Annotated in this window: 18 protein-coding genes; 11 read left to right on the plus strand and 7 right to left on the minus strand. The window is 72.1% G+C overall.

Annotation, left to right across the window (positions count from 1 at the left end):
• The first annotated feature begins 5 nt into the window (after positions 1–5).
• The 5 genes from AB0I32_RS21780 (at position 6) to AB0I32_RS21800 (ending at position 3,914) form a co-directional block, all read left to right on the plus strand.
• Positions 6–596, plus strand: coding sequence for an HhH-GPD-type base excision DNA repair protein (locus AB0I32_RS21780; protein WP_357509825.1), 591 nt, complete (start codon positions 6–8; stop codon positions 594–596).
• A 311-nt stretch (positions 597–907) separates the two neighbouring features.
• Positions 908–1,354 (plus strand): RNA polymerase sigma factor, encoded by a 447-nt coding sequence (locus AB0I32_RS21785; RefSeq protein ID WP_357509827.1) that lies wholly within the window; start codon positions 908–910, stop codon positions 1,352–1,354.
• Positions 1,354–1,878, plus strand: coding sequence for a hypothetical protein (locus AB0I32_RS21790; RefSeq protein ID WP_357509829.1), 525 nt, complete (start codon positions 1,354–1,356; stop codon positions 1,876–1,878). The genes AB0I32_RS21785 and AB0I32_RS21790 overlap by 1 nt, the downstream gene beginning before the upstream one ends.
• Positions 1,879–1,959: 81 nt before the next feature.
• Positions 1,960–2,613, plus strand: a complete 654-nt coding sequence (locus tag AB0I32_RS21795) for a helix-turn-helix domain-containing protein (RefSeq protein WP_357509831.1) — start codon at positions 1,960–1,962, stop codon at positions 2,611–2,613.
• Between the two features lie 11 nt (positions 2,614–2,624).
• On the plus strand, positions 2,625–3,914 hold the full coding sequence (locus tag AB0I32_RS21800; protein WP_357509833.1) for a glycosyltransferase: 1,290 nt from the start codon (positions 2,625–2,627) through the stop codon (positions 3,912–3,914).
• A gap of 22 nt (positions 3,915–3,936) precedes the next feature.
• On the opposite strand, the gene AB0I32_RS21805 is transcribed toward AB0I32_RS21800, so the two are convergent.
• Genes AB0I32_RS21805 through AB0I32_RS21815 form a run of 3 tightly spaced genes read right to left on the minus strand, consistent with a single transcriptional unit; the run spans position 3,937 to position 6,410 of the window.
• On the minus strand, positions 3,937–4,809 hold the full coding sequence (locus AB0I32_RS21805; protein ID WP_357509835.1) for a putative RNA methyltransferase: 873 nt from the start codon (positions 4,807–4,809) through the stop codon (positions 3,937–3,939).
• A 48-nt stretch (positions 4,810–4,857) separates the two neighbouring features.
• Entirely contained in the window at positions 4,858–5,913 is a 1,056-nt protein-coding gene (locus tag AB0I32_RS21810) for a diaminopropionate ammonia-lyase (protein ID WP_357509837.1), read from the minus strand.
• A gap of 41 nt (positions 5,914–5,954) precedes the next feature.
• A complete protein-coding gene (locus AB0I32_RS21815) occupies positions 5,955–6,410 on the minus strand; it encodes an anthrone oxygenase family protein (protein WP_357509839.1) in 456 nt (151 codons plus the stop codon).
• A gap of 202 nt (positions 6,411–6,612) precedes the next feature.
• Between AB0I32_RS21815 and AB0I32_RS21820 the strand changes: the two genes are divergently transcribed.
• From AB0I32_RS21820 to AB0I32_RS21835, 4 genes are all read left to right on the plus strand, one after another.
• Positions 6,613–7,236 carry a DUF4126 domain-containing protein gene (locus AB0I32_RS21820; protein WP_357509841.1) on the plus strand — a complete coding sequence of 208 codons (624 nt, stop codon included), beginning with the start codon at positions 6,613–6,615 and terminating at the stop codon, positions 7,234–7,236.
• Positions 7,220–8,317, plus strand: a complete 1,098-nt coding sequence (locus AB0I32_RS21825) for a winged helix DNA-binding domain-containing protein (protein WP_357509843.1) — start codon at positions 7,220–7,222, stop codon at positions 8,315–8,317. Before AB0I32_RS21820 ends, AB0I32_RS21825 begins: the two co-directional genes overlap by 17 nt.
• Before the next feature lie 40 nt (positions 8,318–8,357).
• On the plus strand, positions 8,358–9,047 hold the full coding sequence (locus tag AB0I32_RS21830) for an SIMPL domain-containing protein (RefSeq protein WP_357509845.1): 690 nt from the start codon (positions 8,358–8,360) through the stop codon (positions 9,045–9,047).
• A gap of 117 nt (positions 9,048–9,164) precedes the next feature.
• Entirely contained in the window at positions 9,165–9,641 is a 477-nt protein-coding gene (locus AB0I32_RS21835; RefSeq protein ID WP_357509847.1) for a TIGR03668 family PPOX class F420-dependent oxidoreductase, read from the plus strand.
• 10 nt (positions 9,642–9,651) lie between these two features.
• Here AB0I32_RS21835 and AB0I32_RS21840 read toward each other — a convergent pair whose 3' ends face one another.
• Complete coding sequence (locus AB0I32_RS21840; RefSeq protein ID WP_357509849.1) at positions 9,652–10,032, minus strand: VOC family protein; 381 nt, start codon at positions 10,030–10,032, stop codon at positions 9,652–9,654.
• A 92-nt stretch (positions 10,033–10,124) separates the two neighbouring features.
• Here AB0I32_RS21840 and AB0I32_RS21845 point away from each other — a divergent pair, with 92 nt between their 5' ends.
• Both AB0I32_RS21845 and AB0I32_RS21850 read left to right on the plus strand, forming a co-directional pair.
• Positions 10,125–10,856 (plus strand): TetR/AcrR family transcriptional regulator C-terminal domain-containing protein, encoded by a 732-nt coding sequence (locus AB0I32_RS21845; protein WP_357509851.1) that lies wholly within the window; start codon positions 10,125–10,127, stop codon positions 10,854–10,856.
• 59 nt (positions 10,857–10,915) lie between these two features.
• Entirely contained in the window at positions 10,916–11,479 is a 564-nt protein-coding gene (locus AB0I32_RS21850) for a redoxin domain-containing protein (RefSeq protein ID WP_357509853.1), read from the plus strand.
• Between the two features lie 73 nt (positions 11,480–11,552).
• Here the strand turns inward: AB0I32_RS21850 and AB0I32_RS21855 are convergent, their stop codons facing one another.
• From AB0I32_RS21855 to AB0I32_RS21865, 3 genes are all read right to left on the minus strand, one after another.
• Complete coding sequence (locus AB0I32_RS21855; RefSeq protein ID WP_357509855.1) at positions 11,553–12,140, minus strand: 1-acyl-sn-glycerol-3-phosphate acyltransferase; 588 nt, start codon at positions 12,138–12,140, stop codon at positions 11,553–11,555.
• Between the two features lie 120 nt (positions 12,141–12,260).
• Positions 12,261–12,641, minus strand: coding sequence for a DUF1232 domain-containing protein (locus AB0I32_RS21860; RefSeq protein WP_357509857.1), 381 nt, complete (start codon positions 12,639–12,641; stop codon positions 12,261–12,263).
• Positions 12,642–12,741: 100 nt separating this feature from the next.
• Positions 12,742–16,491, minus strand: a complete 3,750-nt coding sequence (locus AB0I32_RS21865; protein ID WP_357509859.1) for a S8 family serine peptidase — start codon at positions 16,489–16,491, stop codon at positions 12,742–12,744.
• Between the last annotated feature and the right edge of the window lie 93 nt (positions 16,492–16,584).

Below are 16,584 nucleotides of genomic sequence, written 5' to 3' on the forward strand. Positions count from 1 at the left end.
GGCACATGGCTACCGAGCTCTGGATCACCGGCGACCCCGACACGGACAGGCTGCTGAGCGAGGACCCGTTCGCACTCCTCACTGGCATGTTGTTGGATCAACAATTCCCGATGGAGCACGCGTTCGCCGGACCGGCCAAGATCCGCGACCGCATGGGCTCCTTCGACGTGCATGCCATCGCGGAGGCGGACCCCGACGAGTTCACCACCATGGCGACCACTCCCCCGGCGATCCACCGATACGGCCGCTCCATGGCGGGTCGCGTGCAGGACCTCGCCCGCACGATCGTCGAGGAGTACGACGGCGACGCCGCGAAGATCTGGACCGCGCCCGGCGCCGACGGCGGAGCCCCCACCGGTCGCGAGGTGCTCAAGCGGCTCAATGCCCTGCCCGGCTACGGGGAGCGCAAGGCCAAGATCTTCCTCGCCCTGCTCGGCAAGCAGCGCGACGTCCAGCCGGAGGGCTGGCGCGAGGCGGCGGGCGAGTTCGGCGAAGAGGGCTCCCACCGGTCGATCGCCGACGTGACCAGCGCCGAGGCGCTGCTGGAGGTCCGCGCCTTCAAGAAGGCCCAGAAGGCAGCCGCGAAGAACGCCTGACAGAACCGGCACGGGCGACGGCCCGTCCGGCGCAGCCGACGGCCCACCGACGGGCCCGGTAGAAGGCTCAGCGGGAGCGCGGACACGCGCCATGACAGCGCAGTGATGTGACGTGGACGACACCGGCCAGGTGTCATGGCGAGCCCGCTCCCGGACACCGACCGTTTCGCAGGCCCGCAGCAGCCCGCACCCGTCCCACTGCCGCACCCCCGGGAGACGTCCTGTCCACCCATACCGAGCCACGTGACGTCTCCTCCGGTCCGCTCACGCCGGACCAGACCGAGTCTCTGTTCGCCGACCACGCCCGCGCGGTGCACAGGTACGCGCGAACCCGGCTCGGCGCGGCCGAGGCGGAGGACGTCGTGGCAGAGGTCTTCGCGATCGCCTGGCGCAAGGGCGAGGTTCCGGACGACCCCCGCGCCTGGCTCTTCGCCATCGCCCGGCGGGTGCTCGCCAACCAGGTCCGTGCCGAGCGGCGCCGGACGGCGCTCGCCGAGCGGACGCTGCGGCACCCCAGGGCCCCCGGTCCCGACGACGCCCGCCTGGTGGACGAGCTCGACGTGCTCCACCGCGCGTTGGCACTCCTGCGCCCTGCCGACCGCGAGGTCGTCGAGCTGCTGGCGGCCGCGGAGCTGAGCACCGCTGAGGTCGCCCAGGTGCTCGGCTGCACGACGGCGTCAGCCGCCACTCGTGTGTACCGGGCGCGACGGCGACTGCGCGCCGCCTACCGCACCGTGACCGAAGGTCAGGAGACCTGATGAGAAAGACGGAAGACACCCTGACCCGCGCGCGGCGTGCCCTGAGCCAGGTCGACCCCGAGCTGGACCTGACCCGCACGCGTTCCGACGCGCTGGTGCGTACCCGGTCCCGTCCCGCCGCAGAACCGGAGCCCGACGACGACGCCTCGTCGTCCGGTGTGGAGATCCTCCGGTACGGACAGCGGCCGGCACTCCCCCGCCGTCGTTCCGCGGTGTGGGCACTGGCGGCCACGGTGGCCCTGCTCGGCGGGGCGGGGATCGGCACGGCTCTGCTGTGGCCCGAACCGGGCACGGTCCTGCCGGGCGCCCCGGCCTCACTCACACCGACCCACAGCACGCCGACGAGCACACCGAGCACCGGACCGTCCCTCGGTCCGCGCGAGTGCGCGTCATCACCACCGATGTCCCGGCCTACGCCGGGACCGGAGCGGCCCGGGCAACCGTCCGACTCCCTGACGCCCGACGGCTGCGACATGCCGCCGTCGCCGTTCCCCTCGACCACCGCGGACGAGACCGGCCCGTGAACCCGCGGCGCTTGACTCCCGCGCGCTCCAGCGAAACACTGTGACAGTTATCGTCTCAGTGTCACAGGTCGGAGAACATCGATGGTCGACAGCACCCGGCGCCAGGAGGCCTTGCTCGACGCCGCCGTCGCACTGCTGCTGAACCGCGGCTACGACAAGCTGACCATGGTCGACGTCGCAGAGGCCGCCGATCTGAGCCGGACGATCGTCTACCGGCACTTCGCCTCGAAGCGTGAGCTCGTCGACGCCGTGGCGGCGCGTGCCCTGCGCGGCTACACGGTCCGCTGGCGCAAGGAGCTGGCGAACGAGCGGACGCCGGGGACGGCGGCGAGCATCTTCCGGGCGGCCTTCCGGGTGGTCGCCCAGGACGCGTTGCTCGCGGCCATCGCCACGCGGGACCGCGACGTCTTCGGCAGGTATCTGCGCGACCCGGAGGCGACCATGCCGGGTCCGGCCGGGCTCGGGCCGCTCGGCCAGCTCCTCGGCCTGCTGCAGCAGGCGGGCGCCGTCCGCCAGGGCGTGGACCTGGCCTCCGTCGCCGTCGTGCTGGACGCCCTGACCGCCGCGGTGCTGCGCGCCATCCAGGACCATCAGGACCGCCCGGACGGCCCGTCGCCCGAGTCCTTGATCAACACGGTCACCGAGATGATCGACCGGATGCTGACACCGGAGGCGCCTGACACCGCGGCAGCCCTGGCCGTCATCGACGAGCAGCTCGACCGGACGACGACGTAGGAAGGACACCCATGCAGATCACGATCCTCGCCGCGGGTTCGCGCGGCGACGTCGAGCCCCTGTTCGGCCTGGCCGTCGCGCTGCGCGAGCAGGGCCACCACCCGACCGTCGTCGGCTCGCCGGACTTCGCGGGGCTCGCGGCGTCGTACGACGCGGCGTTCAAACCGTTCGGCCCCAAGCTGCCCTCGTACGCGGACAACCCGGAGCTGGCCGAGCTGGTCGAGTCGGGCAACATGCTCCGGTTCATGGCCTACGGCGCCAAGGCCCGCAAGGAGATCCTGCCGCAGATCATCAGCGACATCTGGCAGGCCGCGAAGCACAGCGAGGCGGTGCTCTACAAGGGGCCGACGGCGCTGTACGGGTACAACGTGGCCGAGAAGCTCGGCGTCCCGTGCGCCGACCTGCAGTTCTTCCCGGTCACGCCCACCCGAGAGTTCCCGACGTTCTTCTTCGGCGACGGCCGCAGCCGCGGCCCCGTGCTCGACCATGCGGGCTGGTGGGGCACCGACCAGATGATCTGGCGCATGATGCAGCGGCCCGGCGTGAACCGGCAGCGCCGCGAGGTCCTCGGTCTACCGCCGCTGCGGACCAACGCGCGTGTGCTCCAGGACCGGCAGGGCATGCCGCTGTACTACGCGTACAGCCCGCTGGTCGTCCCGCGCCCCGCCGACTGGCATCCGCGCATCCAGGTCACCGGCTACCTGCCCACGCACGCGCCGGCCGGCTGGGAGCCGCCCGCCGACCTCGTCCGGTTCCTCGACGCAGCCGATCCGCCGGTGTCGTTCGGCCTGGGCAGCGTGCCCGTCGCGCGCCCGAACCGGCTCATCGACGCCTACCTGGAAGCCCTCGACCGCACCGGACGCCGCGGCATCCTGATCGGCGGCTGGTCCAAGCTCGGCCTGGACCGTGAGCTCCCCGAGCACGTCCTGCAGATCGACTCGGCCCCGTACGACTGGCTGTTCCCGCGCCTCGCGGCCGCGATCCACCACGGCGGGGCAGGGTCGACGGCGGCAAGCCTGCGCGCCGGCATCCCGACGATCGTCACGCCGGTGGCGGCCGACCAGCCGAGCTGGGGACGCCGGGTCGCCGACCTCGGCGTCGGACCGGAGCCCGTCAACATCAAGAAGGTCGACGCCGACCGGCTCACCGCGGCGATCACCCAGGCGACCACCGACGAGGCCCTGCGCGAGCGGGCGGCCGACCTCGGCGCCCGCCTGCGGGAGGAGGACGGCATCGGCCGGACGGCGGAGCTGTTCACGGAGTACCTGCGCACCAGCAGAACCCGGCAGGCGTCGAGGTAGCCGGAGCCGAGCGCGCCTGCCGTCACCGCCGCCGGTAGGCCGTGGCCAGCACCGACACCGTGACCTGCTCGGGCAGGTCGCCGTCGTCGGCCAGCTCCGCCTCCGTGACGTGCCGCGCGCTCGGCGTCATCAGCACCAGGTCCACGGCCTCCTGCCGGGTCAGCGGCGTCGTGTACTCGACCTCCACCGTGCGCGCGGGTTCGAAGTGCGGGTCCAGGGCCTGGTGCAGGCGCCGCTCCTTGTCCGGGTCCACGGTCACCATCTGCGTGACCTGGCTGCGCAGCTCGGCCAGGTGGCCACCGAAGGGCCGCACCACGACCAGGACGCCGCCCGGGCGCAGCACCCGGTGGAACTCGGCCGGGTTGCGCGGTGCGAACACGTCGAGCACCACGTCCACCTGCTCGGACACGATCGGGAACGGCCGGAAGACGTCCCACGTCGCCGCCGCGGCCCGCTCGTGCGCCTTGGCCGCGACCCGCAGGGCGTGGGCCGAGGTGTCCAGGCCCAGGCCGACGGCGTCGGGCAGTGCGTCGAGCACTCCGGCGAGGTAGTAGCCGGTCCCGCAGCCGACGTCGACCACAGTGGCCAGCCGGTCCTGGCGTCCCGGGCGACCGGAAGGATCCGCCTCAGCGGCGAGCTCCGCGACCGCGTCGCGGACCGGCGCGTACCGCCCGGCGGCCAGGAAGTCCCGCCGGGCCCGCGCCATCGGCCCGTCGTCCCCGCTGGTCGCACGAGCACCGGTCAGCAAGCCGACGTACCCGTGCCGGGCGAGGTCGAAGCTGTGACGCCGCGGGCAGCGCAGCGCCCCGTCTGCGGGCGACAGCTCGGCCCCGCAGGACGGGCAGCACAGCAGCGGCAGGATCGGTTCGAGGGCGGCGGGAAGAGAAACGGGCACGAACACACTCCTGGCGGCGATCTGGCAGTGACGTCGGGGCGGACCGGGTCAGACCCGGTTCTCGGGGACGGGGTTCGCCGCCCGGCCCTCCGTCGACAGGAGCAGCACCACGGCGTCGGACCGCAGGCCGATGGCCTCGCGCCAGCCGGACTTGCCGAGCACCAGGCGGGCCGCCGCGAGGGTCGCCGCGCCGCACGGTCCGGAGTCGACGCCGAGGCGCGCCAGGTCGTCGACGGCAGCGGCCGCCTGGTCGTCGGAGACGGTGACGGCGCCGTCCAGCCCGTCCCGCAGCACCGGCCAGGCGAGCGCGGAGACGATGCCGCAGTTGAGGCCGGTCATGATCGTCTCGCCGGGCGGGGCCGTGACCGGGCGGCCCGCGCGCAGCGACGTGACCAGCCCGGCGGCCCGGTCGGGCTCGACGGCGAGCAGCGTGCCGCCGTCGGCCCCTGAGCCGCGGTAGTGGCTCACCACCGCCTGCGCGAACGAGCCGACACCTACCGGCATGACCACCAGGTCAGGCCCGGCGACGCCGAGGGCGGCGAGCTGGTCGTCGGTCTCGAGGCACAGCGTGGAGTAGCCGTCGACGATCCACTGCGGGACTTCCGTGTACCCGGGCCAGGAGGTGTCCTGCACCAGCACCGCGTCCGGGTCGGCCTCCGCATCGGCGGCGGCGCGAGCCACCACGTCGTCGTACGTTCCGTCCACCTCGACCGCCTGCGCACCCTCCACGCCTATCGCCTTCTTGGCGGCCTCCGTGATGCCCGGCGGGTAGTAGATCGTCGCGGCGGCACCGACCATCCCCGCCACGTGCGCGACGGCGCGGCCGTGGTTGCCGTCCGTCGCCGCGTACAGCCGGACGGCGCTGCCTCGGACGGCGGAGCGCACCGCGTCCAGGGTGGCCGCGGGCAGCCCGAACCGCTCAGCCAGGGCGCGCGCCGTCGCGTAGGAGGCGCCGAGCACCTTGAACGACGGCAGCCCGAGCCGGCTCGACTCCTCCTTGACCAGCACCCGTCCGACACCGAGCTCCTTCGCGAGCGCGGGCACGTCCCGCAAGGGCGTCGGCTGGTATCCGGGCAGGGTGCGGTGAAAGTCGATGGCGGGCATGTGCTCGATTGTCCCCGACGCCCCCACCGGAGGCCGACCGGTCAGAGCAGGCCGACCGCCGCGAGCACCGTCGCCACGACGCCGGCGAACGTGCGCACGTGGTTCCACGCGGTCCACGGCCGCCAGTAGGCGCGCCATTCGGCGCCCTTGTCGTGGGCGGCGAGGAGCCGGTTGTTGAGGGGCACGTTCAGGGCCATGGTGACGCCGAAGGTGCCCACCAGGTAGACGGCGGCACCACCGAGGACCCACGCGCCGCCGTCGCGCCCCTCGACGAGGCCCCAGATGCCGGTGCCCGCCGGGACGAGGAGAGCGCCGAAGAAGACGCTCATGAACACGGGCAGGAGCGCCGTCTCGTTGATGCCGCTCATGCCGGCTCCGGCGGCGTCGTCCGAGGCACGGGCGAGGCCGCTCATGATGAACGACGAGAACCCGTAGAAAACGCCCGCCGAGAGCCCCAGCAGCACCACCGACGCCACGGCGAAGATCGTCCAGACCATCAAGTGCCTCCCAGGCAGCGCACCAGTGCGGTGAAGGCAGCAACTCTTCCACGAGGGTTCCGCATCTTCCAGGTGTTACGCACGTGCATCCGTGATCGACCCGGCCGGGTCTGCCGCGCCGTGCTGCACTCTGATAACAGATCGGGCACACCGGACACTTTCGCCCCCCTGAGTGTCGGTGTGCCGTGGAACACTTCGAGTCATGCTCGAACTTGCCACCGGAACCGGACTCGCCCTGTCGGCGGGCCTCAACGCATGGATCCCCCTCATCTTCCTCGGCGTGCTCTCGCGCTTCACGGACCTCGTGACGCTGCCGAGCAGCTGGGCGTGGCTGGAGAACCCCTGGGTCCTCGTGATCCTGACCGTCCTCCTGGTGCTGGAGTTCGTCGCGGACAAGATCCCCGTGCTGGACTCCATCAACGACGTGGTGCAGACGGTCATCCGGCCCACCGCCGGCGGTATCGCCTTCGGTGCCGGCTCCATGTCGGAGACCGCGACGGTCACGGACCCGAGCACGTTCGTGCAGTCGGGCCAGTGGATCCCCATCGTCTCGGGCATCGTCCTCGCGCTCGGCACGCATGCCGCGAAGGCCGGAGGGCGGGTCGTGGCCAACACCGTCTCCGGTGGCACCGCGGCGCCGGTGGTCAGCGCAGCGGAGGACGTCACGAGCATCGGTCTCGGCTTCGTGTCCGTCCTGGCCCCGCTCGCGATCATCCCCGTGATGATCTTGTTCGTGATCGGGGCGATCATGCTGATCCGAAGCCTGGTGAAGCATCGCCGCGCCCGGGCGGCCGGGCACGGCGGTGACGATGCCTACTACGTCTGACATCCGCGAGGTCCAGCGCGCCCGGCTCACCTCGGTGGGCCTGGGCACGCTGCGACCGCCCGACGACGTAGACGGCGTTCCCGGCGTCGTCGCCCGCCTGGGCGCCGTCCAGTCGCAGGAGCTGCACTCCTCCGCGTGGGGCGTGGCGCAGCGGCTGGGGACACCGGCAACGCTCGCCGAGGTGCAGGCCGCGCTGGCCGACGGGTCGATACTGCGCACGCACATCCTCCGTCCCACCTGGCACTACGTCGCCCCCGGCGACCTCGCGCCCCTGATGACCGTCACGGCGCCCCGGGTGCGCCGGGCGATGCTGTCGGCGGAGCGACCGCGCGACTTCGACCACTCGCTGCTCCCCCGCCGGCACGCGGTGGTCGCCGAGGCTCTCGCGGACGGCCCGCTGACCCGCAAGGCGATCGGCGTGGCGCTCGCCGAGGCAGAGGGTGCGCCGGTGGACAGCTGGCACCTGGGCCAGATCATGATGCACGCCGAGCTCGACCTGCTCGTCGCGAGCGGCCCGATGCAGGGCAAGCAGGCCACCTACCGGCTGCTCCCGGAGCAGCAGGTCTGGGACGAGGACGAGGCGCGGATCCATCTCGTGCGCGCGTACGTGCGCGGGCACGGCCCGTGCCGCGCCGAGGACGCCGCATGGTGGGCCACTCTCACCAAGACCGCGGCTCGCGCTGCGGTGGCCGACGCCGGGCTGACCCGCCACGAGCTGGCCGGCATGACCCTCTGGACCGACGGCGACCTGCCGGAACCCGCTCCGGAAGGCACGGTCCGCCTGCTGTCGGTGTTCGACGAGCTCTTCTGCCACGACTTCAAGGGCTGGCCCCCGATGACCCAGGAAGACATGCCGAGCCGCTGGCTGTACATGGGGCTCGTGACCGTGGACGGGATGATCGCCGGCGGCTGGTCCCGGGTCCTCAAGACGCAGAGCGTGGAGATCACGGTCGAGCTCACCGAGGAGGCATCCCCCAGGGTCTGGGCCGCGATCGAGGCCGAGGCCGCGCGGTACGGGGAGTTCTGCGGACTCGAGCCGACCCTGGTCCGTGGAGCGGTGGGCAAGGGCACCATCGGCTGACGGGTGGCGCAGGGGGCGGCGTAGTCGGCAGACTCCGCGTATGACTCGCATTGCCGTCGAAGGTCAGGCCACCCGTACCCATCCCGCGGAGCGGGGCACCGTCAACCTGCACGTCGCGTTCTCGGGCACCCTCCGGAACGACGTGGTGGACCAGGTCGCCAGGACCCACACCATCCTCGTGGAGCAGGTGAAGGCGCACGTCTCGACGGGCGCCGCCGAGAGGTGGGACGCCGACTCGGTGCACTCGTACGTCTACGACGACCGGGTCAAGAACTCCCAGACGGGCGGCAAGCAGCGGATCCGCCGGTTCCGTGCCTCGGCGCGGCTGTCGGTCACGTTCCGTGACTTCGAGGTGCTGTCCACCTGGCTCGCGGACGTCATGGACGTCGAGGGCGTCGAGATCGACCGGATCACCTGGAACCTGACCGACGAGACCCGTAAGGCACTCCTGGCCGAGGCCCGCATCGAGGCCGCCGAGGAGACGGCGGTACGCGCGCAGTCGTACGCGGACGCCCTGGGCCTCGGCCCGGTCGCGCCCGTGGCGATCTACGAGGCGGGCCTGCGCGGCGGCGGCAACGGCGGCGGCGGGCACGCCCCGATGTACGCGATGCGCGCAGGGATGATGTCCGACGGCGACGGTGGCGCACAGGTCGAGCTCCAGCCCCGGGACATCGACGTCGACGTCACGCTGTCCGCGGACTACGAGGCGGGCGCGCCTGCGGAGGGCTGAGGCCTCACGGAGTTGACCATGCAGTTGTTGCCAGTCTGAGGGTCAGACTGGTAGCAACTGCATGGTCAACTCCTGAGATTTCGGGGTCGACAGCTCCCGCTTCGGCAGAATGGGACCGTGCGCCTCGATCTCGAGGCCTGCCGGTCCCGCTTCGCCGCGGCCCGGCACGCCTACCTCGCCACCGCCGACACCGACGGTGTGCCGCACCTCGTGCCGGTGACGTTCGCCCTGCTCAGCACGCCACACGGGGCCACGGGCGATGCGCGGTCCGAAGCCGGACCGGAGGCAGCGACGGTCGACGAGCTGGTGGTCGCCGTCGACCACAAGCCCAAGACCACGCGCGACCTGAAGCGCCTGCGCAACCTCGCCGAGAACCCGCGGGTCGCGTTCCTCGTGGACCGGTACGACGACGACTGGGCTCGGCTGTGGTGGGTGCGGGCCGACGGCACCGCGACCGTCGAGCACGAGGGCGAGCCCCGCGCGGCGGCGCTGGACGCGCTCGCCGCGCGGTACCCGCAGTACCGCGAGAACAGACCGGACGGTCCACTGATCAGGGTGTGGGTGACCCGGTGGTCCGGCTGGACGCACGGTTAGCCGGGCGCGGTCAGGACACCCAGTGGACGAGCTGCCACACGATCCCGTTGGGGTCGGCGAACTGGCAGTAGCGCTCACCCCAGGGTTCGGTCTCGGGCGGCGTGACGACCTCCGCCCCGGCGGCGGAGATCCGGGCGAACTCGGTGTCGACGTCCTCCACGACGAAGGCGACGAGCAGGCCCTGGCCGGCCGGTCCGGCGATGCGTTCGGGCTTGAAGGTGTTCAGGCCGACCCGCAGGAACACGATGTTGACACCCGCCGTGGGGTGGGTGAGCGCCACGAACCCGTCCGCGGACATCGTCTCGGTAAATCCGAAGTGCTGCTTCGCGAACTCTGCCGAAGCGGCGACGTCGGGCACGTTGAGGGACAGGGCGGTCTCGGTGATCTTCAAGCTGGCTCCTCGCGTCGAGTTAACTCTGTACGGCGTACAACGTAGGATGATTGCAGAATGTTCCCGGCCTGTCACACCGATTCTGGAGACCCATGCCCCGCGAGCTGATCGACCTGCTCTGGCGCGACCATCCGGCCGCCCCGCAGGGCGGCACGCGCGGCCCGCGGTCGCGCATCACGACGGGTGCGGTCGTCGACGCCGCCTGCACGCTGGCGGACACCGAGGGCCTCGCCACCGTCACGGTCCGACGGCTCGGCGAGGCCCTGGGCATCTCGACCATGTCGGTGTACACGCACGTGAACGAGCGCGACGACCTGCTCGTCCTGATGGCCGACGCCGCCTACGCGCGCATGCCACTGCCCGCCTACGGCAACGCCGGCTGGCGTACCCGCGTGCGCCAGGTCGCCGACGCGAACCTGGCCCTCCACCTCGAGCACCCCTGGCTGCTGGAGATCGACGACGAACGCACGGCGTTCGGTCCCGGCACCATCGCCAAGTACGACCACGAGCTGCACGCCCTGGACGCGCTGCCCCTGGACGACGTCGCCCGCGACGCCGCGCTCACCTTCGTGCTCGACTTCGTGCGGGCCGCGGCCCGCGCGCGCCGGCGCGACCCGCGGGCCGACGAGATGCCGCAGATCTGGGCGCGGTGGGCCGGCCGGCTCGCCGGGTACCTGGGCGACGACTACCCGCTGGCCCAGCGGGTGGGCGGCGCCGCAGGCGAGGAGATGAACGCGGCGTCCAGCCCCGAGCACGCCTGGGAGTTCGGGCTGGCGCGCGTGCTCGACTCGCTGGCCCCGGCGGCCGACGGACCGGGTGCGTAAGGAGCCGGTAACCAGGCCGTAAGGGTTGTTCGCCGCAGGGCGCGCCTAGCGTCGGGCGCATGAGAACACTGCACCGCGGCGCCCTCGCCGCCGTAGCCCTGACCTGCGCGTTCACCCTTGCCGCCTGCGGTTCCGCGGACGAGCCGGGCGGTAGCGAGCCGTCCGACGACATGATGTCGGAGAGCCCGATGGACGACATCTCGGAGTCCCCGATGGATGACGACATGGCCGACGACGAGATGATGTCCGACGCCCTCGACTTCACCGCCACCACCGCGAGCGGCGACACCTTCGAGGGTGCCGACCTCGCGGGGAGCCCCGCCGTCGTCCTGTTCTGGTCCGAGACGTGCGACACGTGTGACGAGACGGCCGCGGCCCTCGCCGACGTCGAAGGCGTCGAGCTGCTCTCGGTCGCCGGCACGGACAGCGATCCGATGGACGACCCGCTGGCCGACGTCGGCGGCGTCGTCCAGCTCGAGGACAGCGTGGGCGATCTCGCCGCACACTTCGGCGTGATGGCAGACGGCGACGTCGTGCTGATCGACGATCAGGGCGAGGTCAAGCACCACGGCCCGATGGATGCGATGGAACTCCCGGACGAGGTCACGTCACTCACCATGTGATCCGGGCGGGTCTCGGCAGGCTCGACCGACGAAAGGGCTCGCCCAGCGGTGGACGAGCCTGTCGAGACCCCGGTCAGACGGGTTCGTCCTCCGAGCGGAGCCGCGGCTCGGTGCGGTTGGCCGGGTTGACCCCCGACTTGTCCGCGTAGAACGCGCGGATCACGTCCATGTCGGCGCCGACGTCGCCGGTGAGCTGGATGCTCGGGCCGAGCCCCGCGACCTTGGCCACACCGTCGACGTATCCGAGCGTCACCGGAAACCCTGACTTGAGCGCGATCCGGTAGAACCCCGACTTCCAGTAGCCCGAACCGGCGCCGCGCGTGCCCTCCGGCGTCACGACCAGGTGGAACTCCTCGCCCCGTTCGACGGCCGCGAGGATCTCCTCGACGATGCTCGCCGGGTCCTTCCGGTCGACGGGGATGCCGCCGAGGGACCGCATCAGACCGGCCATGGGGCCCTTGAACCAGGAGTCCTTGATGAGGAACCGGACCTTGAGGTCCATGTCGAACGCGATGGCCAGCATCAGGAAGAAGTCCGTGTTGGACGTGTGCGGCGCGCCGATGAACACCGTGGGCCGGGTCGGCGCGGGTTCCGAGCGCATCCGGTAGCCGGTTACGGCCCAGATCAGTCGTGCGGCAACCCGGCGGATGGTGCGTGACATCGTCGTCCTCGAGTCAAAGGTGGATCGGGTGAAACCTCAGGCAAAAGAGCAGAATCTCAATTCTGACAGATCCCGCGAACGCCCGACGACCCGGTCGGCCGACCCGTTCCCGACCCCGCGTCAGCGCTTGGGCCTGCGGCCCGGCGTCACGTCCTCGGCGGTGCCAGGGATGGTCTTGTCCGTCGCGTAGCTGCCCGGCGTCGCGCTGCCCGGCGGCGTGGCCCCCGGCGTCGTGCCGCCCTGCTTGGGGGTGCCCGAGGTGTTGTCCCCAGCGGCGCCCGGCTTCGGCCGGTGCTGCCGGAACCGCTGCACCGCCTTGAACAGGGTCACGCCGGCGATGACGATCGCTATCGCGTCGTCACCCAGGCCGAGCGGGCCCAGGACGCCCTCCGACAGGAGGTCTATCGGGCTGGCCACGTAGCCGGCGCCCGCGATGAACGTCAGGATCTCCTGCCAGGTGAACTTCCTGGGATCCTTGCCGCGCTTCTTCTCATCGCCCATGCCCGGAAGGTAACGGAGAACCGGGCGACTCGCTAGGTATGTGCGAGTCGCCCGGTTCGTGATGTCTACCTCATGCGGCCGATGGACTCAGCCGACCGGCTCAGCTGGACGGCTCGAGCCGGTACGCCCGGATGACCGTCTCGGTGACGCGCCCGCCGTCGGCGTCCTCCGCCTGCGCCTTGAGCGACACGAACTGCGCGCCTGCCGCGGCCTTGACCACCGCCCGGAAGGTACCGCCCTTGCCCGGCTTCACGGTGACCTCCTGCCAGTTCTCCCCGTCGTCGGACGACGCCCACAGGCGCATACCCGTGACGTCCGCGCCCTCGACCCCCGGCTGGTGGTCGGCCGACAGCGTGAGCTTGGCCGTCCGGTCCACCGACCCGTCGAGCGCGGCCGGCACCCCGTAGTCGACCTGGAGCAGCGGGAGCGGCACGCGCTCCTCGGCGCCGGCCCGGGCGGAACGGAACCGCCATTCGGTGGTGACGTCGGTGGACGTGCGCCACCAGTCCCCGGAGTAGGCGGTGCGAAGGCGCAGCCGGTACGGCGTCTGCCGCGCCGGCAGGTCCTCGGCGTACACCTCCGGGAAGCCGGTGGAGTCGGCGACGAGCTTCGTGCCCGCCCACAGCCGCAGGCGCGTCCGCGCGCCCTCGCCCAGCAGGCCGACCATGTTGTGACCCGCGTCGTCCACGTAGGGCGGCATGAACACCAGCATGGCGTTCCCCGTCCGCTGAGCCAGGCCACCGGAACCATGGAACACGGGTGCGAGCAGGCGCTCCGTCGCCTTCTCGCCCGGGGCGAAGCTACGCCCGGGCCCCTCGAACAGCCCCTCGAACGGGTCCTCCACGGTGACTGAGGCAGCGGCCGAGTACGCCACCTCCTCGTCCGCCGTGACGAACATGTTGCGGGTGTGCGGGGCGGGGACCCTGCTCAACATGCCCGCCCCGGAATTCCCCACCCAGAGCGTGCCACCGACGTACGGGTCGGCTCCCGGCGCGGGGGCCGTCACCGAGACGCGCACGGATCCGGTGGTGCGCTTGTCGGCGACGTACGCGATCGGCTCGTCGGCCACCGCACCGTCCCTGCTGAAGCCGAGCGCGTACGAGTACGACGGCGCGGCCTTGCCCGCCACCGAGAGCTTCACCGGCCCCGCTGCGAGCGCCGCTCGCACCGACTCGGCCTGTGCGGCCGGCACGCCGAAGACCGGGAGCGGTGCGGTCTCCACCCAGTCGTCCACATAGCCCTTCGCGCTGCCCGCGACCAGGAGTGCCTCGACGCCGGCCGCCGCGGCGGCGTCCGCCACACCCTGCAGCGTCTCGGGGCCTGCGTGCTCGACGAGGGCCCACGAGCCGGAGGCACCGGAGAAGTCCTCGCCGAGGCCCGCGTCCACGAGCGGCACCTCGAACGTGCCGGTCACCGGCCCGGTAGAGGCCAGCATGGTGAGGTCCAGGGCCAGATCGCCCGCCCGTACGTCGAGGATCTTCTCGTCGAGCAGCGCGGTCCACGTCTGCTTGTAGTGGCCTTCCGCCGGCTCGGGTACCGGCATCGTGTACAGGTCGCCGAGGTCGCCGAAGAAGAGGTTGCCCGTCCCCATCTCGTCGGTCTCGTAGGTCAGGTCCACGGAGGTCATGCCGACGTCGGTCTCGCGCGCCGTGTCGATGGTGACGGGCTGGGCGGCTTCGCCGTCGATCGTCAGCGTGGTGTCCTCGGTGACGTCGACGAGCGGGAACGCCGCCGACATGGTGCTCAGCGGGGCGCCGACCTCGTCGGACACGACGGCGAAGCCGCTGATGTTGTACCGGCCCGCCGGTACCCGTGAGGTGGACGTTCCGTCCTCGTCGAACTGCGTGAACGTGAAGAAGTCCGGGTCGTCGATCCCCTGGATCACGAAGAAGTCGTCGCCCTCGGCGGGGCTGCCGTCGACGTCCGTGGCGTTGATCGTCAGGTCGAACAGCTCAGGCTGGTTCACGAAGCCGACGGCGGTGCGCACCGCCCCGCCCGCGCCGGTCGCCGTGAGCACGCCACCGAACTCGCCCACCCCGTTGTCCGCGGGGTGCGCCGTGACGTCGACGGTCGCGCTGCCACCGGCGGGGACGGTCACGCTGTCCGCGCTCAGGGTCACCGCGCCGGCGGCCGGCTCACCGCCCGACGTGACGTCGACCGCCAGGTCGAGCGTCTCCGCCGCCTCGCCGGTGTTCGTGTACGTGAGCGTCTCCGTGACCGGCTCCAGGCCGTCCTGCGGGAACTCGAAGCCGCCCAGCGAGACCGATGCCGGGCTCGCCGTCACCTGCTGCTCGATCGCGCCGGGGATCCACACCCGGCCGGACCCCTCCTCCCAGACCGGGTTGCCGCCCGGCTGTGCCGAGCCCATGAGCGTGGACCTGACCTCCTGCCAGGTCAGGTCCGGCTGGGCCGAGAGCAGCACGGCCGCCGCACCCGCCACGTGGGGCGCAGCCATCGAGGTGCCGCTGGCGATGACGTACGAGTCGCCGACGGGTTCGCCCATCTCGGTTCCGGCCGCCCGGGCAGCGACGATCTCGACGCCCGGCCCCGCGATGTCGGGCTTCAGCGCGCCGTCACCGGCTCGGGGGCCGGCACTGGAGAAGTCCGCCCGCACGTCGCCGTCGTCCACCGCGGCGACGGCGAGAGCCGAGTCGGCGACCGCGGGTGGCGAGACGGTGCCCGCGGCGGGCCCGTCGTTGCCGGCTGCCGCGACCACGAGCACGCCGTACTCCTCGGTGAGCGCGTTCACCGCCTGGGACGCGGGGTCGGTGCCGTCGGTGTAGCTGCCCGGCTCCCCCAGGCTCAGGTTGAGCACCTGCGCACCCTCCTGGGCCGCCCACTCCATGCCGTCGATGATCCCCGACCACTCGCCGTAGCCCGAGTCGTCGAGGACCTTGGCGTTGATGATGTCCGCGCCGGGGGCCACGCCCTTCATGTCCGCGTCGGCGTCGCCGGTCCCGGCGGCGATCGAGGCCACGTGGGTGCCGTGGCCGAAGCCGTCGGCAGGGTTGTCACCACCCGTGAAGTCGCGCTCCGCGACGACACTCTCGTCCAGGTCGGGGTGCGTCGTGTCGACCCCCGTGTCGACGACGGCGATAGTCACGCCCTCGCCGGTGTGGCCGTCCACCCAGGCCTCCGGTGCGCCCACCTGGGGCGTCGAGTCGGCGTCGAGGGCCTCGGCCCGTCCGTCGAGCCACACCTTGGTGACGCCCGACCTGACCTTCGCCCGCGCTCCGTCCGCCGAGCCCGACCCGGCACCCACCGCACGCAGCAGTCCCCACACCTTGGCGACCTTGCCGCCGTCGCCCGTCGCGACGTCGACGGAGCCCGCGACCGCGCCGATCGACTGGAGCGTCCGTTCCCGGGTGAGGCCGAGCCCTGCCCAGTCCGCGGCGTCTGCGGTCCGGGCCATCTTCTGGGTGGACTGCACGATGACCGGCAGCGAGGTGCGGCCCGTGGCGGCGAGCGCCGCGTCGTCGTAACCCGCCTTGATCAGACCCGCGACGTCGAACAGCGCGAGGTCGAGGGTGTCCCCGACCAGGGGCACGACGTCGGACGGGAGCACGTAGTGGGCGTCGCCCCGCCGGACGGAGTGGAAGGTCACGGTGCGCCCGTCGGGCCGCGGCGCCGCGATCGGGGTGAGCGCACGCGCGTCCCCCGAACCGCTGATCGCCACCCGGTCGCCGGTGATCAGGGTGACCGTGTGCGCCGCGGGACCGTAACCGGATGCGGCGGCCGGCGGCGCCGAGCCCGGCGACCCCGGTGGACTCTCTCCGGACGGGGTGAGGGCGGCTGCGGGCAGCCCACCGAGGAGGAGTGCGGACAGTGCGGCAACAGCGACACGGCGCATGCGGAGCCTCTCCGTCGTGCGCGCCCGATCAGGGCGCGTCTGCGCCGAAGTTATCCGCGTCAAGCAGGACGCACCACGAAAGTCGGGCTCCGC

Origin of the sequence: Promicromonospora sp. NPDC050249 (assembly GCF_040656015.1) — a bacterium.
GTDB lineage: Bacteria > Actinomycetota > Actinomycetes > Actinomycetales > Cellulomonadaceae > Promicromonospora.